This window comes from Thiobacillus sp. (assembly GCF_024708915.1).
The window spans coordinates 1-23,635 of the sequence record NZ_JANJXQ010000233.1 but is presented as its reverse complement, the minus strand read 5'-3'; the positions used below and the strand labels follow the sequence as shown (position 1 = coordinate 23,635).

Here is a 23,635-nt window from a genome sequence, read left to right as displayed (position 1 = left end):
CAGACCGGCGGCATCACCCGCGACATCGAGCGCGGCGCCCGCGCGCTGTCGAGCCTGGTCGGCTACCTGCTGTTCCGCATCACCCCGACGGTGCTGGAAATCCTGATGGTCGCGGGCATCCTGTTCGTCAAGCTCGACTGGGTGTTCGGCGTGCTGACGCTGGTCACGCTGGCGGCCTATATCGGCTTCACCGTCACCATCACCGAATGGCGCACCCAGTTCGTGCGCCGCGCCAACACGCTCGATTCCGAAGCCTACGGCCGCGCCATCGACAGCCTCCTGAACTACGAGACGGTCAAGTATTTCGGCAACGAGAAATACGAGGCCCGCCGTTACGACAGCAGCCTGATCGAGTGGGAGGACATGGCGCTGAAGTCGCAGCGCTCGCTGGGCCTGCTCAACACCGCGCAGGCCGGGGTGATCGCCATCGGCGTGACGCTGATGGTGCTGCGCGCCGCCGCCGGGGTGGTCGAGGGCACGCTGACGCTGGGCGATCTGGTGATGGTCAACGCCTTCCTGCTGCAGATGTTCCAGCCGCTCAGCTTTCTCGGCGTGATGTACCGCCAGATCAAGGAATCGATCACCGACGTCGAGCGCATGTTCGCGCTGATGCAGCGGCCGCGCGAGGTCGAGGACAAGCCCGATGCGCGCGATCTCGATGTGGCGACCGGCGAAGTGAAGTTCGAGCACGTCAGCTTCGCCTACAACCCCGACCGGCCGATTCTGCACGACGTCAGCTTCACCATTCCCGCCGGCCAGACGGTGGCGGCAGTGGGCTCCAGCGGCGCCGGCAAGTCGACGCTGGCGCGCCTGCTGTTCCGCTTCTACGACGTCGGCGCCGGCAGCATCAGCATCGACGGCCAGGACATCCGCCACGTGACGCAGGATTCGCTGCGCGCCGCCATCGGCGTGGTGCCGCAGGACACCGTGCTGTTCAACGACAGCATCTATTACAACATCGCCTACGGCCGCCCCGATGCCAGCCGCGAGGAAGTGGTCGAGGCCGCGCGCGCCGCGCACATCCTGCAGTTCATCGAAAGCCTGCCGCAGGGCTGGGATACGGTGGTGGGCGAGCGCGGGCTGAAACTCTCGGGCGGCGAAAAGCAGCGCGTGGCGATCGCCCGCACCCTGTTGAAAAACCCCACGATCCTGATTCTCGACGAGGCGACCTCGGCGCTCGACACCCGTACCGAAAAAGCCATCCAGGGCGAACTGCTGGAAATCGCCAGGAGCCGCACCAGCCTCATCATCGCGCACCGCCTGTCCACCGTGGTCGAGGCCGACGAGATCCTGGTGATGGAAGGCGGGCGCATCGTCGAGCGCGGCCGGCATCCCGAACTGCTGGCAAAGAACGGCGTCTACGCGCATATGTGGGCGCTGCAGCAGCAGGCCGAGGCCGAGGAGCACGCTGTCTGATGGCGGGGCTGCTGCTGCGGCCGGGCGTGTCCCGGCGCGAGGTGTGGGCGTGGGCGATGTACGACTTCGCCAATTCCGGCTACACGACCGTCGTCATCACCGCAGTGTTCAGTGCGTATTTCGTCGCGGTCGTCGCTGGCGATGCGCCGTGGGCGACTTTCGTGTGGACGCTGGCGCTCTCGGTGTCCTACGCGCTGGTGATGCTGACCGCGCCCCTGATCGGCGCCTGGGCCGACGCGCACGCCCGCAAGAAAAAGCTGCTGTGGCTGACCACGCTGGGCTGCGTCGGCTTTACCGCGGCCTTGTACTTCGCTTCGCCGGGCGCGCTGGTGCTGGCGATTGCGGCGCTGGTGCTGTCCAATTATTTCTTCGGCACCGGTGAAAATCTGATCGCCGCCTTCCTGCCGGAACTGGCGCGGCCGCGCGCGCTCGGCCGCGTGTCGGGCTGGGGCTGGGCGCTCGGCTATGTCGGCGGGCTGGTGTCGCTCGGCGCGAGCCTCGCGTATATCGGCCACGCACAAGGGCAAGGGCAGGGCGCGGCCGAATTCGTGCCGGTGACCATGCTGATCACCGCGGCGCTGTTCCTGCTCGCCAGCCTGCCAACGCTGCTGTTGCTGCGCGAACGCGCCGTGCCGCAGCCCGGCCGCACGGCGAAGAGTGCGTGGGCGCAGGTACGCCATACCCTGGGCCACCTGGAACGTCTGCCCGATCTGAAGCGTTTTCTGGTCTGCACTGTGCTGTACCAGGCCGGCATCCAGGCGGTGATCGTGCTGGCGGCGATCTACGCCAGCCAGGTGTTCCATTTCGACACCCGGCAGACGATCCAGCTGGTGCTGGTCGTCAACGTCACCGCCGCGCTCGGCGCCTTCGCGTTCGGCCATGTGCAGGACCGCATCGGGCATGTGCGGGCGATTGCGCTCACGCTGGCCGGCTGGATCGCGATGGTGCTGCTGGCCTGGAGCGCGCCCGACGAACGCATGTTCTGGGTGGCGGCCAATCTGGCCGGGCTGTGCATGGGGGCGTCGCAGTCGGCGGGGCGCGCGATGGTCGGGCTGCTGGCGCCGCCCGCGCAGCAGGCCGAATTCTTCGGGCTGTGGGGGCTGGCGGTGAAGCTCGCGTCCATCCTCGGGCCGCTGACCTACGGCGCAGCCAGCTGGATTACCCAAGGCGACCATCGCCAGTCCCTGCTGATCACCGGCAGTTATTTCGTTGCCGGGCTGTGGGCCTTGCGCGGCGTGCAGGCCGCGCGCGGCCATCGCGCGGCGCGGCGGTTTGCTCGCGGCGGCGCCTGAATCATGGCCGCCTTCACGCTGCTCGAAACCGATTGGGCGCGCGATGCGCGACGCTTGAGCGCGATACGCCGCGCGGTCTTCATCGACGAGCAGGGCGTGCCCGAGGCGCTGGAATGGGACGCGCACGACGCGCGTTCGCTGCACCTGCTGGCCATCGCCGGGGAAGCGCTGCCGATCGGCTGCGCCCGTCTGCTGCCCGACGGCCATGTCGGACGCATGGCGGTGCTGCCGGCCTGGCGCGGGCGCGGCGTCGGCCAGGCCTTGCTGGCCGCAGCCTTGCAGGCGGCGCAGGCGCGCGGACACCGCACCGTCAGGCTCAGTGCGCAAACCCATGCGGCCGGGTTCTACGCGCGAGCCGGTTTCGTCGTTGTGGGCGAGGAATACGAAGAAGCAGGCATACCGCATGTATCCATGCAGAAGACATGCGCCGACCGGAACCGGTAGCCCGTGGCCGCGATCATTGGATTTGAAAGCCGCAAGGCAAGCAACAAACCGGCCGCCATGCGGCCGCAACAAGGGAAAAAAGCATGACAAGACTTAGAGCAGGCATAGTCGGCGCCGGCGTCGCCGGCGCCAGCTGCGCAGGAAAGCTCGCCGCGGCGGGTTGGGATGTCGACGTCTACGACAAGGCGCGCGGCGCCGGCGGGCGTTTGTCGACCCGGCGCATGGAACAGGGCTGGGCGTCGCTGGCGAGCCCGTTTCTTTCGGCACGGCGCGATCCTTTCCGCAGCCAGCTGCGCGACTGGGTACGCCAGGGCTGGGTTGCGCCGGTGCGCGGCAACATCTGGCAGGGGCGTGCCGCCGTGTCGTGGGCGCAGGCGCAGCTGCAAAACCATTACCGGCCCACCATCGAGCCTTCGCAACTGGTGCACCATCTGCTGGGCGATGCGCGCCTGCATACCCTGAGCCCGGTTGCGGCGTTGCAGCCGCGCACGATTGTCCTGGAAAACGGCCAGGCTCTTGGCGATTACGATTGCATCATTAGCAGCGTCCCCGCCCCGCAGGCCATCCCCATGCTCGATGCGCTGCCGCTGCTGCGCGAGCGCCTGGGCGAAGTGCGCTATCGTCCGATCTGGTCGTTCCTGATGCGCTGGGAAGGCGGCCCGGCGGCGGACGTCGTCAAGTTCGACGACCATTTGCTGAATCTGGCGGTGCGCCAGGCATTCAACGGCCCCGGCCTGTGGGCGGTGTACAGCAGCCACGAATTCGCCGAAACCTACTTCGAAGCCTCGATCGAGGAGGCCAGCAACCGTGCTGCTTCGGCCTTGATGGGATTGCTCGGCCTGCCATGCCCGGTTGACGTCGAAGCCTCCCACCTGTGGCGCCACGCCTTGCCGCAAACTTCGGTCGGCGGCTACTGGCTGGGCGACCGCGAGAACCGGGTCGCCCTGATTGGCGACAGCATCGCCGGCGCGGGAATCGAACGCGCCTGGGAAAGCGGCCAGCGGCTGGCCCAGACGCTGCTCCAGGCCGAGGAAGAACTGGCGATCTGAGCCGCTGCGGCGGCACGATCAGGGATCGGCGATGACGTAACGGTCGCGCCCGCTTTTCTTTCCATCGTAAAGCGCCAGATCGGCACGCATGATGGCACTGGAGAGGTCATCCTGCTCGCGCACCCGGGCCAGGCCGAGGGTGACGGTCAGCGCCAGCAGGGCGCCATCGGGAATCGGCACGGCGGCGCCGCGGACCGCACTCAGAAGGCGTTGCGCGGACTGCTCGGCCTCTGCGGCCGACTTGCATTGCAACAGCCAGAGAAATTCTTCCCCGCCGAAACGATACAAGGGTTCGTTGCTTCGCAGAGTGCCTTTCAGGATGCCGGCCAGCTGGCGTAAAACCATGTCGCCCACCTGATGGCCATGGATGGGTGTCGTTGACCGGCTTGAAATGGTCCACATCGATCATCGCGACATACAGCAGGGTGCGGTTGCGCCGGGCTTCCTTGCGGTACAGGGCGAAATCGTTTTCGATGCTGTAGCGCAGGGGTAGTCCGGTCAGCGGATCGTGCCGCACGGCCTGGGTAAGAATCAGTGTCTTGAAGCGGGCCAGCAGGACGAGCAGTTCGGATTGCGACTGCTCGAATGTCTCCAGGTCGGCATGCTTGCCTGGCTGGCCGGCCAGCACTCGGGTGCAGATGGAACGAATCGCGTCATGCATGGTTTTGTGAACCGCGTCCACGCAGCGCGAGGATGGCGCGTCAAGCGCCTCGAATTCGGCCCGGTTCGCCATGAGCCAGTCCCCGAAACGGCAAAGGGTGTGCGCCAGTGGGTCGATCACGTCTTCGCCCGGGGTCGTGCGCAGCACGGCGCAGCGCAGGATCCGGCGGCTCCATTCCATATGCGCCTCGACCGCGGCATCGAGTTCGGCGATAAAAATATCGGTTTCTGAGGGAAGGGCTGGCATGGGTGCGTTGCTAGTGTCGTGACTGGATGATCGTCCGGCAATCCCGGCCTGCCGCGGTCCACATGGCAAGGCTATTGAGACGGCCCGATGATGTTTGAACCCGCATTGTATTTTTCACGGCATCATGCTTTGACCGGTTCGTTGGCCCGTCTCAATAGAACGCTGTTTTCAATGCTTATTGATTCGGCCTCCAGTGCTGACACACACAGCCCGGGCAGGCCGAACCTTGATCCCACTTCAAACTTCATCTGGCCGAATCAATAAACATCGCGCGCCACGCGAAATCCAAGATTGATGTCCAGCTCGTTTTCCAGGCGCCGCCGCCGTGCGGCGCCACGGCAGTCTTCGGGGCCGTCGAACCACGACCCGCCCTTGGCGACGACGGCTTGCGGTTTGCCGGGCAGGGGGCGCTCCGGCAGGCTGGCATGGTCGCGCGTCCAGGGGCTGGCCGTGTATTCCCACACATTGCCCGGCATATCGTGCAGGCCCCAGCGGTTGGGGCGCAATTTGCCGACCTCCATGGCGCCGCAGCGGACGAAACAGCGCGACAGCAGGCGCGGACGCCGGGCGCGCACGGCGTCGAAATCCTGGCGGGTGTTGTAGCGCGCCTCTGCCGGGGTGATGCGGTCGCCCTGCGGGTAGGCGCTTGCGGCCCCGGCGCGGTAGGCGTATTCCCATTCCTGCTCGGTAGGCAGACGGTAGCGCTGCCCGGTCTGCCGGGAGAGCCAGGCGCAATAATCGCGCGCATCGCTCTGCCGCACGTTGACGACCGGCTTGCGGCCGGACAACCACAACAGCTCCGTGCGCCGCTGCCAGCCGGTGGCGCGGGCATAGGCTTCGAATTCTTCGGTGGTGACCGGATAAACGCCGATGGCGAAACTGCGTTCGATCAGGGCGGTGCGGCGCGGGCGTTCCTGGGCCGGCGCATTTTCCTCGGCGGCGGCGCCGTATTCGAATGTGCCCGCGGGAACGACGATCAGCGCGGGCGCGGGCGTTCCGTCGGGCAGGCTGTCCCGGAAATGCGGATCGGGCAGTCCCAACGCGCGTGCGGCGCGCATTTGCAAGGCGATCAGTTCACCCTCGTGCATGGCGAAGGTGTCGGGCAGGGCGGCGGTGGGGAAGTCGGGGATCATGAGGACGGGGTGCGTGCAGGGTTTGATTATGCCATTGCGACGCCGCTCACCGGCGAGCATGCGCTGGCCATCGCGCGGCATTGCCGGCCATCGACATATCCCTGCGCGCGTTCAACCGTTACCGCAAACAGGTGCGGGCGGCGGCCTGGCCGCTCCGCTCGGGCGGCCATCCAGCAGAAGGATGAAGTCGTCGGTCAGCGGCTCGGGGCGGTGGATTGCGTAGCCCTGGGCATAATCGACGCCCATGCCGAGCAGCAATTCAGCGGTGGCGGCGTCCTCCACATATTCGGCGATGGTGCGCAGGCCCATGACGTGGCCGATATTGTTGATTGCCTCCACCATGGCGCGGTCGGTGGCATCCTCGCGCATGTTGCGTACGAACGCGCCGTCGATCTTGAGGTAGTCCACGTTCAACTGCCGCAGGTAGCCGAACGAGGACATGCCGCTGCCGAAATCGTCCAGCGAGAAATGGCAGCCCGGATCGCGCAGGGTCTGTATGAACTCGGCGGCTGCGCGCAGATTGGCCACGGCGGCGGTCTCGGTGATCTCGAAGCAGACATGCTGCGGCGGCACCCCGGTCTGCTCGAACTGCGCCAGAATGTACGGCAGCATGGCCTTGTCGCCCAGCGATTGGCCGGACAGATTGATGGCGCAGCTGGAATCCACGGAAACCGCCGGGCGCCGGGACAGCCTCGCCAATACGTTGCGGATGACCCAGCGATCCAGGGCGGGCATCATGCCGTAACGCTCGGCGGCGGGAATGAAGGACATCGGCGGCACCAGTTGGCCCGCCTCGCCCACCATGCGCACCAGTATTTCCAGATGCGGCTTTTGCCCGCAGTGCGCGGCGAGGGGCATGACCTTTTGCGCATACAGCAGCAGGCGGTCTTCCTGGATGGCTTGCGAGAGCTGCTGGGACCAGCTCATTTCACCGGTGCGCTGCGTGGTCTCCTGGTCGTCCGGCTCGAAAATGTGCACCTGGTTGCGCCCTTTGTCCTTGGCCACATAACAGGCGGCGTCCACCGTGCTCAACAATTGCGCGGCAGTGCCGGAATCGGCGGTAATGGGCGCCATGCCGATGCTGACGCCGACATCGAAGGGCTTGTTTTCCCACATGAAGCGGAATTGGGCGACGGTGCTTCTGAGCATTTCCGCCATGTCGGCCGCCTTGTCCAGCGGGCAGTTTTCCAGCAGCAGGCCGAATTCGTCGCCGCCCAGCCGGCCCAGGCTGTCGCTGCTGCGCATTTTTTCGGCGAGCCGGGCCGTCAGCTGGCGCAGCAATTCGTCTCCTGCGACGTGTCCGCAGGTGTCGTTCACGATCTTGAACTGATCCAGGTCCAGGTACAGCAGCGCGTGTTCGCGCCGCAGCGTGCGCGCATCCTGCAGCAACCATTCCAGCCTGCGCTCGAACTCGGTCCGGTTGATGAGCCGGGTCAGGGCATCGTGGCTGGCTGCCCAGCTCAGCTGGCGTGAAAGCTCGCGGGAACTGGTGACGTCGCGCAGCACCAGGGTCGCGCCCATGATCCGGCCATCGGGTGCGTGAATCGGGCTGGCCGTCAGCTCTACGGCATAGCGTCGTCCGTTCCTTGCCGTGAGCTGGCTGGAGTCGCCGCACGATTCGACCCAGGCCCCGATCTGCAGGGGGTCCAGGGCGGTTTCCACGGGGTCCTCGCTACCCTCGGCGGTGAGGTGCAGAACATCCGTCAAAGCCTTGCCCCGCGCATCGCCATCCGTCCAGTCTGTCATGCGTTCGGCGACCGGATTGAGGAAAGTCACCGCGCCGTGCTCGTCGGTGCTGATCACCGCATCGCCGATGGAGCGGAGGGTGATCTGAGCGTGTTCCTTCTCCTGGTGAAGTTCGGTTTCGATCGCGGAGGCCCGGCGAATCACGTAGGAAGCGACCAGGCTGCCCACCAGCAGGGTGAGCAGCCCGAACACGAGCATCAGGCGGAGCGCGTCCTGGAAAGCGCGCTTGGCCTTGTCTTGGGCGATCCGGGTAGCCTCTTGCTGGAATTCGAGCATCAGGGTCAGCTGCGCCATGACCTGGTTCTGCACCGGCACGACCTGGCGATAGAGCAGGTGCTGCGCCGCGTCCAGCTTGCCTTCGTCCAGCAGGAGCAGAACGGCGTTCTGCGCGCTTTCTCCCTGCCTTGCCAACAGCATGGAGTCGTCCAGATAAACCCGCTCCTGGCTGCTCAATCCGCTCGCCACGAGGCCGGTCCGGGCCTGGATGAACAGGCCCGCGTGCCCGCTGAAACGCTGCCGGAGTTCGTCCCGGTCGAAGGGATCGGCGGCATGCACCATGTGGGACAGGAGCATGGCCCGCTCGCGCGCGGCATGGCGCATTTCCCAGACCAGCGCCATCTTGGCGTTGTGCGTCCCGACGATCGCTTCCAGGTTTTCGTTCATGACGCTCATGCGGCTCAAGCCCGCCGCCATGAGCGCCACCATCAGACCCAGCATCAAAGCGAAACCGGAAATGCTCAAATTTCTTGTCGATCGCACCCTGCCGGTTCCCCAAATCTGTTTCATCGATATTACTAACGGCCTGCCGCACCGAAAAAAAAGATCGGAGCCAAGGAAATATACTTTAGGCAATTTTTTCGGCGCGTTCCCGAGTCCTTTGCCCGTTCAAGCGCCTGAGCGCCGCCGCCGCGAACCGTGGGCGGCGGCCGGGTTGCCGATGCCGCGCCGGCAGTTCCGATAAAATTCACCAACACGCCCGTTCCCATTGAAAACAGAGAGGCCGGCATTTCCATGCACCCACAGGATCCATCCATATGACCGCCCGCTCGACCGCCGCCCAATCTCCCGCGCCGACGGAACACTGGCACACGCTCTCCGGAGAGGCCGTGCAGCGGCGCTGGCAGACGGGGCCGGACGGCCTCGATGAAGCCGAGGTCCAGCGTCGTCTTGGCCAGTACGGAGCGAACCGGCTGGCGCCGCCGAAGCGCCGCGGCGCGCTGATGCGCCTGCTGATGCAGTTCCACAACATCCTGCTCTACGTGATGATGGGCGCCGCGGTGATCACGGCCTTTCTCGGCCACTGGATCGATACCGGCGTGCTGCTCGCCGCGGTGGTGATCAACGCGATCATCGGCTTTCTCCAGGAAGGCAAGGCCGAAGCCGCGCTGGACGCCATTCGCGCCATGCTTTCGCCGCATGCCACCGTGATCCGCGACGGCAGCCGGCGCGAGATCGATGCCGCCGGCTTGGTGCCGGGCGATCTGGTCCTGCTCGCCTCCGGTGATCGCGTTCCGGCGGATTTGCGCCTGATCTCGGTAAAGGAGCTGCGCGTCGAGGAAGCCGCCCTGACCGGGGAATCGCTGCCATCCGAAAAAACGGACGCGGCAGTCGCGGTCGACGCGCCGCTGGGCGACCGCTGCGGCATGGCCTATTCGGGCACGCTCGTCGTCCATGGCCAGGCCAGCGGCATTGTCGTCGCCACCGGCAGCGCCACCGAACTGGGCAAGATCAACCGGATGCTCGCCAGCATCCAGAGTCTGACCACGCCGCTGCTGCGCCAGATCGACCGTTTCGGCCGCGTCCTGGCGATGGCGATTCTCGCCATGGCCGCCGTGACCTTCCTGCTCGGCACGCTGTTGCGCGGTCATGCCGCCGAAGAAATGTTCATGATGGTCGTGGCGCTGGCAGCGTCGGCCATTCCGGAGGGGCTGCCGGCGATCATGACGGTCACGCTCGCCCTCGGAGTCCAGCGCATGGCACGGCGCAATGCAATCATCCGGCGCCTGCCTGCCGTCGAGACGCTGGGTTCGGTCACGGTGATCTGTTCCGACAAGACCGGCACCCTGACGCGCAACGAAATGACCGTTCAGCGCGTGGTCTGCGCCGGCCACGTGTTCGACGTTGGCGGCATCGGCTATGCGCCGGTCGGCGATTTCAGCATCGACGGGCGCCCCATCGACACCGAATATTATCCTGCCCTGGCCCTGGCGGTGCGCGCCGGCGTGCTATGCAACGATGCCCGCCTGCGCCAGGAAGAAGGATTGTGGCGGATAGAAGGCGATCCCACCGAGGGCGCCTTGCTCGTTCTCGGCGACAAGGCCGGTTTCACCCAGACTGCCGGCGACGCGGCCTGGCCCCGCATCGACTCCATCCCGTTCGAATCCGAACACCGTTTCATGGCCACTTACCACCGCGACGCCGACGACGAGCCATGGATTTTCGTCAAGGGCGCGCCCGAGCGCATCCTCGACATCTGCGATCGGCAATTGAACCACGACGGCGAACGCCCGCTCGATGCCGATTACTGGCGCCGCATGGCCACCGACACGGCCGCCCAGGGCCTGCGCCTGCTCGCGCTCGCCTGCAAGCGTGCCGCCCCTGCGGGCGGGCGCCTGCGGTTCGGGGACGTCGAGGCGGGCTATACCTTGCTCGCCTTCGTCGGCATCGTCGACCCGCCGCGCGAGGAGGCGATCCGCGCCGTGGGTGAATGCCACCGCGCCGGCATCCGCATCAAGATGATCACCGGCGATCACGTCGAAACGGCGCGCGCCATCGGCGCGCAGCTTGCCATCGGCATCGGCAAGCCGGCCGTCACCGGCGCCGAGGTCGCGACGATGGACGATGCCGTGCTGCGCCGCGTGGCGATGGAGGCGGACATCTTCGCCCGCGCCAGCCCGGAGCACAAACTGCGCCTGGTCCAGGCCCTGCAGGACGACGGCCAGGTGGTGGCGATGACCGGGGACGGCGTAAACGACGCGCCTGCGCTCAAGCGTGCCGACGTCGGCGTGGCGATGGGAATGAAAGGCACCGAAGCGGCCAAGGAAGCCGCCGACATGGTGCTCGCCGACGACAACTTCGCCACCATCGCCACCGCCGTGCGAGAGGGGCGGGCGGTCTACGACAACCTGAAGAAATTCATCCTCTTCATGTTGCCGACCAATGGCGGCGAGGCCATGGTGGTGATTGCCGCAATCCTGTTCGAGCTCACGCTGCCGCTTACGCCCGCCCAGGTTTTATGGATCAACATGGTCACGTCGAGCACGCTCGGGCTGGCGCTCGCCTTCGAGCGCGCCGAACCCAACATCATGACGCGCCGCCCCCGGCCGCCGGGCGAGCCCCTGTTGTCGGGCTTCTTCATCTGGCGGGTGCTGATGGTTTCCACCCTGATGATGACCGGCGCGCTCGGCCTTTTTCTATGGGAGCTGCAGATCGGCAGCAGCATCGAAACCGCGCGCACGATGGCGGTCAATGCCGTCGTGGTCGCCGAGATGTTCTACCTGATCAATAGCCGCTTCATCTTCGCCTCGGTCCTCAACTGGAACGGGCTGACCGGAAACCGCTATGTCCTGCTGGCCATCGCCGCCTGCATTCCCCTGCAGCTGGCATTCACCTATCTGCCAGCGATGCAGACGGTGTTCGGCTCGGCCGGCCTGTCGGCACTCGAATGGCTCAAGGTGGTTGGAGCCGGACTGCTGGTATTCGGCGTGGCGGAACTGGAAAAATGGGTCATCAGGCGCATGGGATTCGAGGCACGCCTGGCCCACACTTAAGACCGGTCAGCCCCGCTTGCCGTCGACCCGCGGGCGCAGCAGCATGGGAGCGTACACCGCCACGAACACGCCGAATGCCGCCACCCACGCCAGCCCGGCAGCGGCCATTCCGTGCGCATAGGCCGCCGGAAACAGCAGCGGCAGCAGCACACGGATCAGCGCCGCGAGATTGACCGCCACGAAAGCCAGCGTCATCACCGGGGCAGGCTCCAGCAGGCGGCCGGTGTGGCCAAGCGACACCCGCGCCATCATGCCCAGGGTCAGCACGCCGATGCCGCCGGCGGTGAATGCGTGCAGCGCGCTGACCGCCGCCGCGCCCATTCCCGCCGCCGACAGCGCAAGCAGCGCGAAGCCGAGCGTGATCCAGGCATACCCCAGATGCAGGATCCACAGCAGCGGCACCGCCCAGAACTTGCGCGTATACCAGCCTGCCAGCCGGACGGCATGGGCCGCCGCCACGACGGCGGCGAGCAGCGCGGTGACCAGCGAAACGGGGGCGAGCAGCGCGGCCAGCAGCACGCCGAGGCTGGCAGCCGGCAACAGCCGCTCGATGAGGTTCCAGCGGCGGGCACGGGTACCCAGCTTGTTGTCGGTGAAGCTGGGAATCACCCGCCCCCCCATCACAATCATGATCATCACTACCGCATAGGTTCCCAGATGCAGGCCGAGGCTGGCACTGGCGCGGGTCCAGCCGAGCGCTTCCAGATGAACCAGCGCGTTGGCCGCCGTCAGCGCCAGCAGCAAAATCGGGAAAGGATAGTTGTGCAGCTGCTTCGCCTTATGGATGGGCAGTGCGAGCGCAAGCGCCAGCAGCGGCAGGAACGACAGGTCGATGGCCGCGACCAGCCCCGGCGGCAGGCCGGGAACCAGGAATCCCGCGCGTCCCGCCAGCCATAGCAGGAACAGCGCGGCCAGCGGCCGGCCCGACGGCATGGGGAGGCCGGTCCAGTTCTGCGCCGCCGTGAGTAGAAACCCGGCGATCACCGCCACGGCGAAACCGAACAGCATTTCATGGCCGTGCCAGACGGAAGGGCGCCATGCGCCGAGGTCGAGGCCGCCCTGAAGCACGGCCAGCCACAGTCCCATCAGCAGCACGGCATAGATGCCTGCCGCCAGGAAAAACGGCCGGAAGCCAAGGGCAAACGGCGCATAGCCGGCGGGAGGCGAAGGCTTGCGCGTGCTTTCAATACTGTGCGGGGAAGGGCTCATTGCGCTCGACTGGAAAATAGAAAAGGGCCGGGCATGCCCGGCCCGGAAAGTATAGGCCGATCAGGCCCATGTCGAAGCGGCATGGGCAAGCGTGGGGCGGGCTGCGGTCAGCCCGTGCTCCAGGCACGCGGGCGCCGCATGCCGGCAATTTTGCAGGCCTGTTTCACGTAGCCGTACGGGAACAGTTCGAACAGTTTTTTCTGGGCATCCCTTCCCATGCGCTCGGCCAGATGCTTGATGACGAAACGGGCGTCCGCCGCAACCTGGTGTTCGTCGTAATACTCGCGCATGAAGCGGATGGCATCCCAGTGGTCGTCGTTGAGCTGGATGTTTTCTTCTTCCGCCAGCGCCCGCGCCACATCCTCGTTCCAGTCGCCGGGTTCAATCAAATATCCCTCCGCATCGCGTTCGAGCATATCGATAGTCATCTTCCGGTTCTCCTTCCTGATTCAATTAAATAAGCATCCATGATACATCTTTATCGCATCAAGTTCCGCCGCCGTGGAATTCGACCCCGGGCTGGCGTTCCGGCAATCCCTCCACCAGCAGCTCGCGCCGGCTGTGCGCCAGCGCGTCGACGCCGGCCTCGTTCAGATACGACTTGGCATCGGCGACTGCTGCCGCCAGCAATTCGGCCGCCAGTGCGCCGGGGTCGTGCCCCACGGATTTGGCCAGCGCCCGCAGTTCGAAGCTGGGATCCTGCGGCATGCGGATTTCCAGCGGCTTGCCGCCGCTCTGCGGCGAAGGCATCGGCTCGCCGCCTTGTCCGGACTGCAGCCGGCCCATCACCTCGGCAATCCGCGACGCGACCGAAGACGCCGGTGCGGTCGGCCTGAGCCGGATCTTGTTGACGAAATACTTTTCAAAATCGACCTTGGCCTGGTGCACCCAGCGCCCCTGGCGCATCCAGTTGATGTCGCGCAAGGGCACCTGCGGCTCCGACAGGTACGTCGCGCCGGTGCTGCCCATGTCGGTCAGCCACTTGGCGCGTTGCGGCACATGGCTCGTCAGCGCTTCGTCGCGGACGAGCGCAAGGATGTTCTGCACCACGATCTCGCTGGCCTTCTGGATCGAATACACCGAGTCCGGCGCGCCGACCGCGACGGGCGTTTTCTCCACCGGCGGCTGCGCCACGCAGGCGCCGATGGCGAATACGTTGGGATAGTCCGGGTTGCGCAGGTATTCGTCCACCACCACCAGCCCGCGTTCGTTTACCAGCCCACGCGCATTGCGCACCCCCGGCACGCCGCCGAAGGCGGGCCAGTACACCGAATAGGCGTAGGGCAAGATATGCGTCTGTTTTTCGTTGCCGGCGGCGTCGAGCTCCACCACATGTATCGCATCCTTGTCGACCCGCACGGTACGCGCGTTGCAGATCGCGCTGATGCGGGTATCGACCAGCGCCGCGGTCACTGCGCCGCGGCTGGCCCCTTCGCCGCCCACGCCGAGATGGCCGGGCCAGGGTTCGGGGGTCACCAGGGTGATCGACACCCGATCGCGGATATTGCGGCGCTTGAGGTCGGCGTCGACCAGGAAGGCGTATTCATAGATCGGCCCCAGCACGCTCGCTCCCTCCGCCGCCCCCACCACGATGGGGCCGGGGCGGCGGACGAACTCGCGGTAGGCCGCCAGGGCACGCTCGGCCTGGTCGACGTGAAGCACCGACTGGGTGTGCTCGGCGAGGCCGGGGATGTCGTCGGACATGCCGGTCACGCCGGTGGCGATCAGCAGATAATCGTAGAACAGCACGTCGCCGTTTTCCAGGTCGACCTGGATGATGTCGGGCTGGATGCGCTTGACCCCGCTGTGGACGAACTTGATGCCGCGCGCCTCGAAACAGGGCGCGATGGGGAAGGCGATGTCGGAGCGCTCGCGCCAGCCCATGGCGATCCAGGGATTGGACGGCACGAAATGGAAGTAGGGTTTGTCGGATACCACGGTCACCTCGTCGTGAGGGCCCAGTTGCGCTTTCAATGCGTAGGCCGCAGACACGCCTGCGATGCCGGCACCCAGGACGACAACATGCGTCATTTCAATCTCCTTAATCGGTTTTGGCCCAGCCTTCGCCCCCTCTCCCGCGGGCGGGGGAGGGTGGGTTGGGGTGGGGGAAAGCGTTGCAGCATCCGTTTATCCGCGCGGGCGTACAAGCTGCCAGGCACGGGCCGCGTAGGTCGTTGCGGCAAAGCCGCTCCAGACGTGCACCAGGCGCGTGAACGGAAAGACGAGGAAAATCGTCATGCCGAGGAACAGGTGCATCTTGAATATCCAGCCTGCGCCGGCCAGCATCTCGACCGCACCGCTGCGGAAGGTGACGATGTGCTGGGCCCATTCGGCCAGCCGGATCATCATGCTGCCGTCCAGATGCTGCGCCGACAGCGGGATGGTGGCGAGGCCGAGCGCAAGCTGCAGCCACAGCAGCAGCAGGATCAGGATGTCGCTGGGCTTGGAGGTGGCGCGGATGCGCGGTTCGGTCAGGCGGCGGTGCAGCAGCAGGGACAGCCCGACGAGGGCCAGCACCCCGGCGATGCCGCCCGATACCATCGCCAGGATCTGCTTGGCGCCGGAACTCATGAAGGGCTCGTAGACGAAGTGCGGCGTCAGCATGCCGACAAAGTGGCCGAAGAACAGGAACAGCACGCCGATGTGGAACAGGTTGCTGCCGAGCCGCAACTGGCCGCTCCGCAACAACTGCGACGAATCGCTCTTCCAGGTGTACTGCTCGCGGTCGAAGCGGATCAGGCTGCCGAGCAGGAACACCGTGAGCGCGATGTAGGGATAGATCCCGAACAGGAAGGTTTGCGAGTAGGACATTTTCTTATCCTCCTTTGATCAATTCGTGGCGGCGGGAGCCCGCCGGCGCGGCGCCGGCATCTGCACCACCGACACCTGCGGGCCGGGATTCATCAGGGGCTCGACGCCATCGATCGAGGGACCGAACCTCTCCATCGCCTCGTCCATGTCGCGCACCGGCGGCTCGGCCAGCGCCTGCGCCGCCACCGGCGACAGCGCCTCCAGCACCTGGAACGCGGCGGCGTAGGGGCTGCCGTTGGCGGCGAGCTTGCGGCCGATGGCGGCGAGCACGTGCACGGCGTCGCCGAGCAGTTCGAGCGCTTCGTCGGCCGGCAGCAGCGAGAGGAATTCAAGGAACAGCGGCACGTAGTCCGGCAGCTCGGAGGCGCTGGCGTCGAAGTCGTGTTTCCAGTATTCCTCCAGCAGGTCGATCATCGCCGAGCCGCGGTCGCGCGATTCGCCGTGGATGTGCTCGAACAGGTGCAGCGAATGCGAAGGGTTGCGGTCGAAGGTGGCGACGTAGTTTTCCTGCAGCGCGATCAGCGGCGATTCGTGCAGCAGGTCGAACAGCGGCACCAGACGGGTGGCAGCATTGCCGTTGACGCCGGCTTCGCCGGTCAGCGTGGCATGCATCTCCGGCAGGGCCGCCAGCCAGTCCGGCTCCGGGTAGCACAGCAGCAGCGAGAGTACTTTGAAGGTTTTCATTTCGCTTTTCCTCAACCTGTTTTCTTGCGCGCGTGCAGCTGCGACAGGTCGACCGGCACCGAATTCTTCCGGTTGCCGAACAGGCTGGTCTTGGGCGTTACGCCATCCGAGCAGCCGTTGCCGAAGGTGAAACCGCAACTCGATTTTTCCTCGAAGGTGTTGATCGATTCTTCGCGGTGCGTGGTGGGGATGACGAAACGGTCCTCGTAGTTGGCGATCGCCAGATAACGGTACATCTCATCGGCCTGCGCGGAAGTCAGTCCCACCTGGTCGAGCGCGGCGGTGTTGGGGGTGCCGTCCACCGACTTGCCGCGCATGTAGGCGCGCATCGCCAGCAGGCGGTCGAGCGCGCCGATCACTGGTTTCTCCTTGCCGCCGGTGAGCAGGTTGGCGAGGTAGGCGATCGGAATGCGCAGCGACTGGGTGTCGGGAATGATGCCGTTCATCCCCATCCTGCCGGATTCGGCAGCGGCCTGGATCGGCGACAGCGGCGGCACGTACCACACCATCGGCAGGGTGCGATATTCCGGGTGCAGCGGAAAGGCGATCTTCCAGTCGATCGCCATCTTGTAGACGGGAGAGTTCACCGCGGCGTCGAGCCAGGCTTCCGGGATGCCCTCGGCGCGCGCGGCGGCGATCACCGCAGGGTCGGAGGGGTCAAGGAAGATCTTCAGTTGCGCCTCGTACAGTTCCTTCTCGTCGGCGACGCTGGCGGCCTCCTCGATGCGGTCGGCGTCGTACAGGATGACGCCGAGATAGCGGATACGGCCGACACAGGATTCCGAGCACACGGTGGGCTGGCCGGCCTCGATGCGCGGGTAGCAGAAGATGCATTTCTCCGCCTTGCCGCTCTTCCAGTTGTAGTAGATCTTCTTGTAGGGGCAGCCGGAGATGCACATGCGCCAGCCGCGGCACTTGTCCTGGTCGACCAGCACGATGCCGTCCTCCTCGCGCTTGTAGATCGAACCGGACGGGCAGGAGGCGACGCAGGTCGGATTGAGGCAGTGCTCGCACAGCCGCGGCAGGTACATCAGGAAGGTGTTTTCGAAGGTGGCGTGCATTTCCTTCTGCACGTTGTCGAAATTCTTGTCGCGGCCGCGCGAGGAGAACTCGCCGCCGAGGTCGTCTTCCCAGTTGGGGCCCCAGTGGATCTTGTCCATCTTCTTGCCGGTGATGGCGGAGATGGGGCGCGCGGTCGGCGGCGTCTGCGACAGCGGCGCCTTCTGCAGATGCTGGTAATCGTAGGTGAAAGGCTCGTAGTAGTCGTCGATCTCCGGCAGGTTGGGGTTGCCGAAGATGTTGGCGAGGATTTTCAGCCGGCTGCCCTGGCGCGGCTCGATCTTGCCGTCACCCTTCAGCTTCCAGCCGCCGTTCCATACGTCCTGATTTTCCCACTGCTTGGGATAGCCGATGCCGGGCTTCGACTCGACGTTGTTGAACCACACGTACTCCATGCCTTCGCGCGCGGTCCACACGTTCTTGCAGGTGATCGAGCAGGTATGACAGCCGATGCACTTGTCGAGGTTCAACACCATGGCGATTTGGGCACGCACTTTCATGTTGTAACTCCTTGCCTGGCCGGGGCTTGCCCCTGGTCGTTGTACAAAAAACCCGCGTCGGAGAGAGGCGGCGCGGGGGAGGGCAGCGGGAGACGCCGCCCTCGAAGCTTTTTCGCCTAGCGCTCGACCAGCGGACCTTCCATCCAGTCGACCTTCTTCATCTTGCGCACGATCACGTATTCGTCGCGGTTGGAGCCCACCGTGCCGTAGTAGTTGAAGCCGTAGGCCAACTGGGCGTAGCCGCCGATCATGTGCGTCGGCTTGGTGATGGTGCGCGTCACCGAGTTGTGGATGCCGCCGCGAAAACCGCTGGTCTCGGCCCCCGGCACGTTGACGATCTTTTCCTGCGCGTGATACATCAGGCACATGCCACGCGGCACGCGCTGGCTGACCACGACGCGCGCGGTGAGCGTGCCGTTGACGTTGAACACTTCGACCCAGTCGTTGTCGGTGAGACCGGCTTCTTTCGCCTCCGGCTCCGACACCCAGACGTGGGGGCCGCCGCGCGAAAGCGTGAGCATGCGCAGGTTGTCGGTGTAGGTGCTGTGGATGCCCCATTTCTGGTGCGGGGTGATCCAGTTGAGCACCAGCTCGTGGTGGCCGTTCGGTTTCTTGCCCAGCAGCGGCGCGATCGTCTTGGTGTCGACCGGCGGCTTGTAGACGCACAGGCCCTCGCCGAAATCCAGCATCCACGGGTGGTCCTGATAGAACTGCTGGCGGCCGGTGAGGGTGCGCCAGGGGATCAGCTCGTGCACGTTGGTGTAGCCGGCGTTGTACGACACGTGCTCGGACTCCAGCCCCGACCAGGTCGGCGACGAGATGATCTTGCGCGGCTGTACCTGGATGTCGCGGAAGCGGATCTTGTCGTCCTCGCGCGGGATTGCCAGATGCGTGTGGTCGCGGCCGGTAATCTTCGACAGCGCTTCCCAGGCCTTCACCGCCACCTGGCCGTTGGTTTCCGGCGCCAGCATCAACACCACTTCGCAGGCGTCGATGGCCGATTCGATCCTGGGCAGCCCCTTGGCCACGCCCTCTTCGGTGACGGTGTAATTCAGTTCCGCCAGCTGCCGCACTTCGTCTTCGGTATTCCAGGCAATGCCCTTGCCGCCATTGCCGATCCTGGTCAGCAGCGGGCCGAGCGCGGTGAACTTACGGTAGGTGTCGCCGTAGTCGCGCGTCACCACCGTCATGCTCGGCATGGTCTTGCCGGGAATGAGGTCGATTTCGCCCTTCTTCCAGTCGCGTACCGCCATGCTCTGGCCCAGTTCGGACGGCGTGTCGTGCATCAATGGCGTCAGCACGAGGTCTTTCTGGGTACCCAGATGGGTCACCGCGAGTTCGGAGAACTTCTTCGCGATGGTCTTGTAGATCTCCCAGTCCGACTTCGATTCCCACAGCGGCTGCACCGCCTCGCTCAAGGGGTGGATGAAGGGGTGCATGTCCGAGGTGTTGAGGTCGTCCTTCTCGTACCAGGTGGCCGACGGCAGCACGATGTCGGAATACAGGCAGGTGGTCGACATGCGGAAGTCGAGCGTCACCAAGAGGTCGAGCTTGCCCTCGGCGCCCTTGTCGTGCCACACCACCTCCTTCGGTTTGGCTTCGCCGAGTTCGCCGAGGTCCGGCCCCATCACCGCGTTCTGCGTACCGAGCAGATACTTGAGGAAATACTCGTGGCCCTTGCCCGAGGAACCCAGCAGATTGGAGCGCCAGACGAACATATTGCGCGGGAAGTTCTTCGGGTTGTCCGGGTCCTCGCAGGCAAACTTGAGCGCGCCGCTCTTGATCTGCTCGACCGCATACTTGACCGGGTCGATGCCGGCAGCGTCGGCGGCCCTGGCGACGTCCAGCGGGTTGGTTTCCAGCTGCGGCGCGGACGGCAGCCAGCCCATGCGTTCGGCGCGCACGTTGAAATCGATCAGGCGGTAGTCGGCATTCGACTTGTCCGCCGTCGGCGAGAGAATCTCCCCAGCCGCCAGCTTCTCGTGGCGCCACTGGCTGGTGTGGGCGTAGAAGAAGGAGGTGGAGTTCATCTGCCGCGACGGGCGGTGCCAGTCGAGGCCGAAGGCCAGCGGCGCCCAGCCGGTCTGCGGGCGCAGCTTTTCCTGGCCGACGTAGTGCGCCCAGCCGCCGCCCGACTGGCCGATGCAGCCGCACATCATCAGCAGGTTCATGATGCCGCGGTAGATCATGTCGTTGTGGTACCAGTGGTTGAGCGCCGCGCCGAGGATGACCATGGACTTGCCGCGGGTCTTGTCGGCGTTGTCAGCGAATTCGCGCGCCACCGTGATGATGTCGGCGCGCGGCACGCCGCAATGCTTCTCCGCCCAGGCCGGGGTGTAGGGCACTTCATCGTTGTAGCTGGTGGGAATGTTCGGCCCGCCCAGCCCGCGGTCGACGCCGTAGTTGGCGAGCGTCAGGTCGTAGACGGTGGCAATGCGCACGTCCTGGCCGCCGACGCTGATCACCTTGACCGGCAGCTTGCGTACCAGCAGTTCGTTGTGGTCGTCGCCGCCGAAGTAGGGCAGCGCCACCTCGACGACTTCGTCGTGGCTGCCCAATAGCGTCAGCTGCGGCTTCACGTCCTTGTTCGAATAGCCGTCGCGCATCTCCAGGTTCCACGCGCCGGACTGCCCCCAGCGGAAGCCGATCGAGCCGTTGGGCGCCACCAGGTAGCCGGTGTTCTCGTCGACCAGCACGGTCTTCCACTCGGGGTTGTTGTCCTGGCCGAGATTGCCGGAAAGGTCGGAGGCGCGCAGGTAACGGTCGGCGATGAGCTTGCCTTCGTGTTCCTTCAATATCACCAGCATCGGCATGTCGTTGTACTGGCGGCAATACTGGTCGAAGTATTCGCTGCGGTTCCTGGCGTGGAATTCGGACAGGATGACGTGGCCCATCGCCAGCGCCAGCGCGGCGTCGGTGCCCTGGCGGGGCGCCAGCCAGATGTCGCCGAATTTGACCATCTCGCCGAAGTCGCTCGATACCGCCACGGTCTTGGTGCCCTTGTAGCGCACCTCGGTGTAGAAGTGGGCGTCCGGCGTGCGCGTCTGCGGCACGTTGGAGCCCCACACCATCAGATAGGTCGAGTTGTACCAGTCGGCCGATTCCGGCACGTCGGTCTGTTCGCCCCACACCTGCGGGGAAGACGGCGGCAGGTCGCAATACCAGTCGTAGAAGGAGCCGCAGACGCCGCCGATCAGCGACATGTAGCGGCTGCCTGCCGCGTAGCTCACCATCGACATGGCGGGAATCGGCGAGAAGCCGTAGATACGGTCGGGGCCGTAGTCCTTGATGGTGACGACGTTGGCGGCGGCGATCATTTCCGTCGCCTCGTCCCAGTTGGCGCGCACGAAGCCGCCCTGGCCACGCACCGACTTGTAGCGTTTTGCCTTCTCCGGATCCTCGGTGATCGACTTCCACGCCGCAACCGGCTCCAGCGTCTTGCGCGCCTCGCGCCACATTTCCATCAGGCGGCCGCGGATCAGCGGGTATTTCACCCGCTGCGCCGAGTACACATACCAGGAGTAGCTGGCGCCGCGCGGACAGCCGCGCGGCTCGTGATTGGGCAGGTCGGGGCGGGTGCGGGGATAGTCGGTCTGCTGGATTTCCCAGGTGATCAGGCCGTTCTTGACGAAGATTTTCCAGCTGCACGAGCCGGTGCAGTTCACCCCATGGGTGGAGCGCACCACCTTGTCGCTCTGCCAGCGGCTGCGGTAGGCGTTCTCCCAGCTGCGGTCCTCGTTGCTGACGGCGCCGTGGCCGTTGGAAAACTCGGAGACGGTCTTTTTGAAGAAGGTCAGGCGGTCGAGGAAGTGGCTCATTGCTTGCTCCTTGCAGTTGCCAGCGGTAATCGTGGAGCCGGCTGCGGCTTTCTCCGCCGACCGCTCGCGGCTGGCTGCCGGCGAAATTTCGGTCTATGCGTTGTTGCGCAGGCAGTCCCGGAACTTGAAGACTTCGCTATCTTTTTACACCGGGGAGAAGCCGGTTGCCAGTGGCCAATCCAGAGAAAACCCGCCCCCTACCACTTTGGTGGTAGGGGTGGTATTTGAAAACACGTTGTTTCTTATTGCGTTTTCGACTGCCGATTGCACGGAGGACAGTAAGCAGCGAAAAGGTGGTATGCCCTGTTGCCCGAGGGTCGCCACACCGTTTCGCTCATCAATGGCGAGAATGGCGAGGTAAACCTATGCATCCCTGATTCAATGCATACAGCCCTCTGCCACTCCAGCCTTGCCTGGCCTCGCTCAGCTCCGGACCAGGCCGCGCTTGCTGCGCACGATCTGGTAGGCGCGGCCGAGGTAGCCGATGGGCGCGCTCCAGATGTGGACCAGGCGAGTGAACGGGAAGAACAGGAACACCGAGATACCCACGAACAGGTGGAGCTTGTAGACCAGATCCACGCTACGAAGAAGCTCGGGATTGGGGCGGAGATAGGCGATGCTCTGCACCCACTCGGCGAGCAGGATCATGGTGCCTGCGTTGCCGGCATTCGCATGCTGGATGGATACCGGGATGGTCGACAGGCCGAGGAATGCGGTGAGCGCGAGCCAGCCGAGGATGTTGATGTCCATCCAGCGCGAGGCGGCGCGAACGCGCGATGTGAACATGCGCCGCATCCACAGCAGGGCTGCCCCCAGCAGGCACATGCCGCCAAAGACGGTGCCGGCGCTGATGGCGATCCACTGGTGGGTCATGTCGGACACGCCCAGGGCGATGAAGACGCTGTGGGGGATGAGCAGGCCGACCGCGTGGCCAAAAAACAGCCCGATGATGCCGATATGGAAGAGGTTGCTCGCCAGCCGCAGGCCTTTCTTCGACAGCAGCTGCGAAGAATCGCTTTTCCAGGTGTATTGCTCGTGGTCGAAGCGAATCCAGCTGCCGAGCAGGAACACAGCGATGGCGACATAGGGGTAGACGCCGAAGATCAGGGTATTGAGATCCATCATTTTCTCCTTCTAATTCCAGTATTCAGTGGGCGGCAGCAACGGGTTGCACCGCAGGCGGCGTCGCGTCGCCCCAGGTGACCGGAGTTTCGCAATCGTCGTCGTTGCACACGGTGTCCGTGATCGGCTGGGCTGCGGGAACGAATGTGCTGGGCACCAGACGCGCATGCGCCTCGACCAGACGCACCAGCGGCGCCCAGGGGCTCTTCGCCGCATCGAGGTTGGCGCCGAGCTGGGCAATGGCCTTGGCGAACGGGTCGAGAAAAACCTTCGCCTCGACCGGCTCCAGCATGGAGGCGAACTCCAGCACCAGCGGCAGGTAGTCGGGCAATTCGTTGGTACCCAGTTCCAGCCCGTAGCTCTTGTAATACTCGCCAAGGTCGATCAGCGCGGGGCCACGGTTCTTGTCGTCGCCGAACAGGTGGTGGGTGAGATGCAGCGCATGCTCCGGCGTCATGTCGAAGGTCTTGACGTAACTCGCCTGCGCCTCGGTCAGGTCGCCGTCGGCCAGCCAGCCGGCAAAGGCGGCGATCGCCTGGCGTTCATCCGGCGCGATGGCGGCATCCTCGCCGATGATCGTCATGAGCTCGGGCACGGCCTGCAGCATGGCCTGATCCGGGTACTCGAACAGCGCGGAGAGCAGCTTGAAAAGCGTCGTGGTGTTGTCTGACATGA

At 65.2% G+C, this 23,635-nt stretch carries 19 protein-coding genes and 1 pseudogene; 7 read left to right on the top strand and 13 right to left on the bottom strand.

Annotated features, from left to right (window positions below):
- The 4 genes from Q0L94_RS15520 to Q0L94_RS15505 form a co-directional block, all read left to right on the top strand.
- Nucleotides 1–1,416 (top strand): ABC transporter ATP-binding protein/permease (locus Q0L94_RS15520; protein ID WP_296754965.1); only part of this gene is annotated, 1,416 nt, incomplete at its 5' end.
- A complete protein-coding gene (locus Q0L94_RS15515) occupies nucleotides 1,416–2,708 on the top strand; it encodes an MFS transporter (protein ID WP_296754963.1) in 1,293 nt (430 codons plus the stop codon). The genes Q0L94_RS15520 and Q0L94_RS15515, both read left to right, overlap by 1 nt.
- Nucleotides 2,709–2,711: 3 nt before the next feature.
- Entirely contained in the window at nucleotides 2,712–3,152 is a 441-nt protein-coding gene (locus Q0L94_RS15510; RefSeq protein WP_296754960.1) for a GNAT family N-acetyltransferase, read from the top strand.
- 83 nt (nucleotides 3,153–3,235) lie between these two features.
- Nucleotides 3,236–4,201: an NAD(P)-binding protein gene (locus tag Q0L94_RS15505; RefSeq protein WP_296754958.1), complete on the top strand. Its 966-nt coding sequence runs from the start codon at nucleotides 3,236–3,238 to the stop codon at nucleotides 4,199–4,201.
- A gap of 18 nt (nucleotides 4,202–4,219) precedes the next feature.
- On the opposite strand, the gene Q0L94_RS15500 is transcribed toward Q0L94_RS15505, so the two are convergent.
- Nucleotides 4,220–4,546, bottom strand: a complete 327-nt coding sequence (locus Q0L94_RS15500) for a diguanylate cyclase (protein ID WP_296754955.1) — start codon at nucleotides 4,544–4,546, stop codon at nucleotides 4,220–4,222.
- Between the two features lie 85 nt (nucleotides 4,547–4,631).
- Nucleotides 4,632–4,718, bottom strand: a pseudogene (locus Q0L94_RS15495) (hypothetical protein); the annotation flags it as partial.
- On the opposite strand from Q0L94_RS15495, the gene Q0L94_RS15490 reads away from it, so the two are divergent.
- The gene (locus Q0L94_RS15490) at nucleotides 4,710–5,093 is read left to right on the top strand and encodes a hypothetical protein (RefSeq protein WP_296754968.1); all 384 of its coding nucleotides are present in this window, start codon (nucleotides 4,710–4,712) and stop codon (nucleotides 5,091–5,093) included. The pseudogene Q0L94_RS15495 and the gene Q0L94_RS15490 sit on opposite strands and share 9 nt — an antisense overlap.
- Nucleotides 5,094–5,365: 272 nt before the next feature.
- On the opposite strand, the gene Q0L94_RS15485 is transcribed toward Q0L94_RS15490, so the two are convergent.
- Nucleotides 5,366–6,241, bottom strand: coding sequence for an SUMF1/EgtB/PvdO family nonheme iron enzyme (locus tag Q0L94_RS15485; protein ID WP_296754953.1), 876 nt, complete (start codon nucleotides 6,239–6,241; stop codon nucleotides 5,366–5,368).
- Nucleotides 6,242–6,352: 111 nt separating this feature from the next.
- Nucleotides 6,353–8,704 (bottom strand): EAL domain-containing protein, encoded by a 2,352-nt coding sequence (locus Q0L94_RS15480; RefSeq protein ID WP_296754950.1) that lies wholly within the window; start codon nucleotides 8,702–8,704, stop codon nucleotides 6,353–6,355.
- On the opposite strand from Q0L94_RS15480, the gene Q0L94_RS15475 reads away from it, so the two are divergent.
- The gene (locus Q0L94_RS15475) at nucleotides 8,679–8,948 is read left to right on the top strand and encodes a hypothetical protein (protein ID WP_296754948.1); all 270 of its coding nucleotides are present in this window, start codon (nucleotides 8,679–8,681) and stop codon (nucleotides 8,946–8,948) included. The genes Q0L94_RS15480 and Q0L94_RS15475 overlap by 26 nt on opposite strands.
- Nucleotides 8,949–9,021: 73 nt before the next feature.
- Nucleotides 9,022–11,757 (top strand): cation-transporting P-type ATPase, encoded by a 2,736-nt coding sequence (locus Q0L94_RS15470; protein ID WP_296754945.1) that lies wholly within the window; start codon nucleotides 9,022–9,024, stop codon nucleotides 11,755–11,757.
- Nucleotides 11,758–11,763: 6 nt separating this feature from the next.
- On the opposite strand, the gene Q0L94_RS15465 is transcribed toward Q0L94_RS15470, so the two are convergent.
- The 9 genes from Q0L94_RS15465 to narJ (Q0L94_RS15425) form a co-directional block, all read right to left on the bottom strand.
- Nucleotides 11,764–12,966 (bottom strand): NnrS family protein, encoded by a 1,203-nt coding sequence (locus tag Q0L94_RS15465; RefSeq protein ID WP_296754944.1) that lies wholly within the window; start codon nucleotides 12,964–12,966, stop codon nucleotides 11,764–11,766.
- Nucleotides 12,967–13,073: 107 nt separating this feature from the next.
- Entirely contained in the window at nucleotides 13,074–13,394 is a 321-nt protein-coding gene (locus tag Q0L94_RS15460; RefSeq protein WP_296754941.1) for a TusE/DsrC/DsvC family sulfur relay protein, read from the bottom strand.
- A gap of 58 nt (nucleotides 13,395–13,452) precedes the next feature.
- Nucleotides 13,453–14,997 (bottom strand): FAD-dependent oxidoreductase, encoded by a 1,545-nt coding sequence (locus Q0L94_RS15455; protein WP_296754939.1) that lies wholly within the window; start codon nucleotides 14,995–14,997, stop codon nucleotides 13,453–13,455.
- 96 nt (nucleotides 14,998–15,093) lie between these two features.
- A complete protein-coding gene (narI, locus tag Q0L94_RS15450) occupies nucleotides 15,094–15,777 on the bottom strand; it encodes a respiratory nitrate reductase subunit gamma (protein ID WP_296754937.1) in 684 nt (227 codons plus the stop codon).
- Between the two features lie 18 nt (nucleotides 15,778–15,795).
- Nucleotides 15,796–16,461, bottom strand: coding sequence for a nitrate reductase molybdenum cofactor assembly chaperone (gene narJ / locus Q0L94_RS15445; protein WP_296754935.1), 666 nt, complete (start codon nucleotides 16,459–16,461; stop codon nucleotides 15,796–15,798).
- Nucleotides 16,462–16,472: 11 nt separating this feature from the next.
- Complete coding sequence (gene narH, locus Q0L94_RS15440; protein ID WP_296754931.1) at nucleotides 16,473–18,020, bottom strand: nitrate reductase subunit beta; 1,548 nt, start codon at nucleotides 18,018–18,020, stop codon at nucleotides 16,473–16,475.
- A 116-nt stretch (nucleotides 18,021–18,136) separates the two neighbouring features.
- Entirely contained in the window at nucleotides 18,137–21,838 is a 3,702-nt protein-coding gene (locus Q0L94_RS15435; protein ID WP_296754928.1) for a nitrate reductase subunit alpha, read from the bottom strand.
- Nucleotides 21,839–22,261: 423 nt separating this feature from the next.
- Nucleotides 22,262–22,960 (bottom strand): respiratory nitrate reductase subunit gamma, encoded by a 699-nt coding sequence (gene narI / locus Q0L94_RS15430; RefSeq protein WP_296754926.1) that lies wholly within the window; start codon nucleotides 22,958–22,960, stop codon nucleotides 22,262–22,264.
- Nucleotides 22,961–22,985: 25 nt separating this feature from the next.
- On the bottom strand, nucleotides 22,986–23,635 hold a 650-nt coding region (gene narJ, locus Q0L94_RS15425; RefSeq protein ID WP_296754924.1), incomplete at its 5' end, for a nitrate reductase molybdenum cofactor assembly chaperone.

Bases quoted from the DNA above. Each gene is read 5' to 3' on its own strand.
- Q0L94_RS15455 (WP_296754939.1), bottom strand. From the start codon at position 14,997: ATGACGCATGTTGTCGTCCTGGGTGCCGGCATCGCAGGCGTGTCTGCG.
- Q0L94_RS15465 (WP_296754944.1), bottom strand. From the start codon at position 12,966: ATGAGCCCTTCCCCGCACAGTATTGAAAGCACGCGCAAGCCTTCGCCT.
- Q0L94_RS15500 (WP_296754955.1), bottom strand. From the start codon at position 4,546: ATGGTTTTACGCCAGCTGGCCGGCATCCTGAAAGGCACTCTGCGAAGC.
- narH (WP_296754931.1), bottom strand. From the start codon at position 18,020: ATGAAAGTGCGTGCCCAAATCGCCATGGTGTTGAACCTCGACAAGTGC.
- Q0L94_RS15460 (WP_296754941.1), bottom strand. From the start codon at position 13,394: ATGACTATCGATATGCTCGAACGCGATGCGGAGGGATATTTGATTGAA.
- Q0L94_RS15470 (WP_296754945.1), top strand. From the start codon at position 9,022: ATGACCGCCCGCTCGACCGCCGCCCAATCTCCCGCGCCGACGGAACAC.
- Q0L94_RS15475 (WP_296754948.1), top strand. From the start codon at position 8,679: ATGAGCGCCACCATCAGACCCAGCATCAAAGCGAAACCGGAAATGCTC.
- narI (WP_296754937.1), bottom strand. From the start codon at position 15,777: ATGTCCTACTCGCAAACCTTCCTGTTCGGGATCTATCCCTACATCGCG.
- Q0L94_RS15510 (WP_296754960.1), top strand. From the start codon at position 2,712: ATGGCCGCCTTCACGCTGCTCGAAACCGATTGGGCGCGCGATGCGCGA.
- narJ (WP_296754935.1), bottom strand. From the start codon at position 16,461: ATGAAAACCTTCAAAGTACTCTCGCTGCTGCTGTGCTACCCGGAGCCG.
- Q0L94_RS15435 (WP_296754928.1), bottom strand. From the start codon at position 21,838: ATGAGCCACTTCCTCGACCGCCTGACCTTCTTCAAAAAGACCGTCTCC.
- Q0L94_RS15485 (WP_296754953.1), bottom strand. From the start codon at position 6,241: ATGATCCCCGACTTCCCCACCGCCGCCCTGCCCGACACCTTCGCCATG.
- Q0L94_RS15515 (WP_296754963.1), top strand. From the start codon at position 1,416: ATGGCGGGGCTGCTGCTGCGGCCGGGCGTGTCCCGGCGCGAGGTGTGG.
- narI (WP_296754926.1), bottom strand. From the start codon at position 22,960: ATGGATCTCAATACCCTGATCTTCGGCGTCTACCCCTATGTCGCCATC.
- Q0L94_RS15505 (WP_296754958.1), top strand. From the start codon at position 3,236: ATGACAAGACTTAGAGCAGGCATAGTCGGCGCCGGCGTCGCCGGCGCC.
- Q0L94_RS15480 (WP_296754950.1), bottom strand. From the start codon at position 8,704: ATGCTGGGTCTGATGGTGGCGCTCATGGCGGCGGGCTTGAGCCGCATG.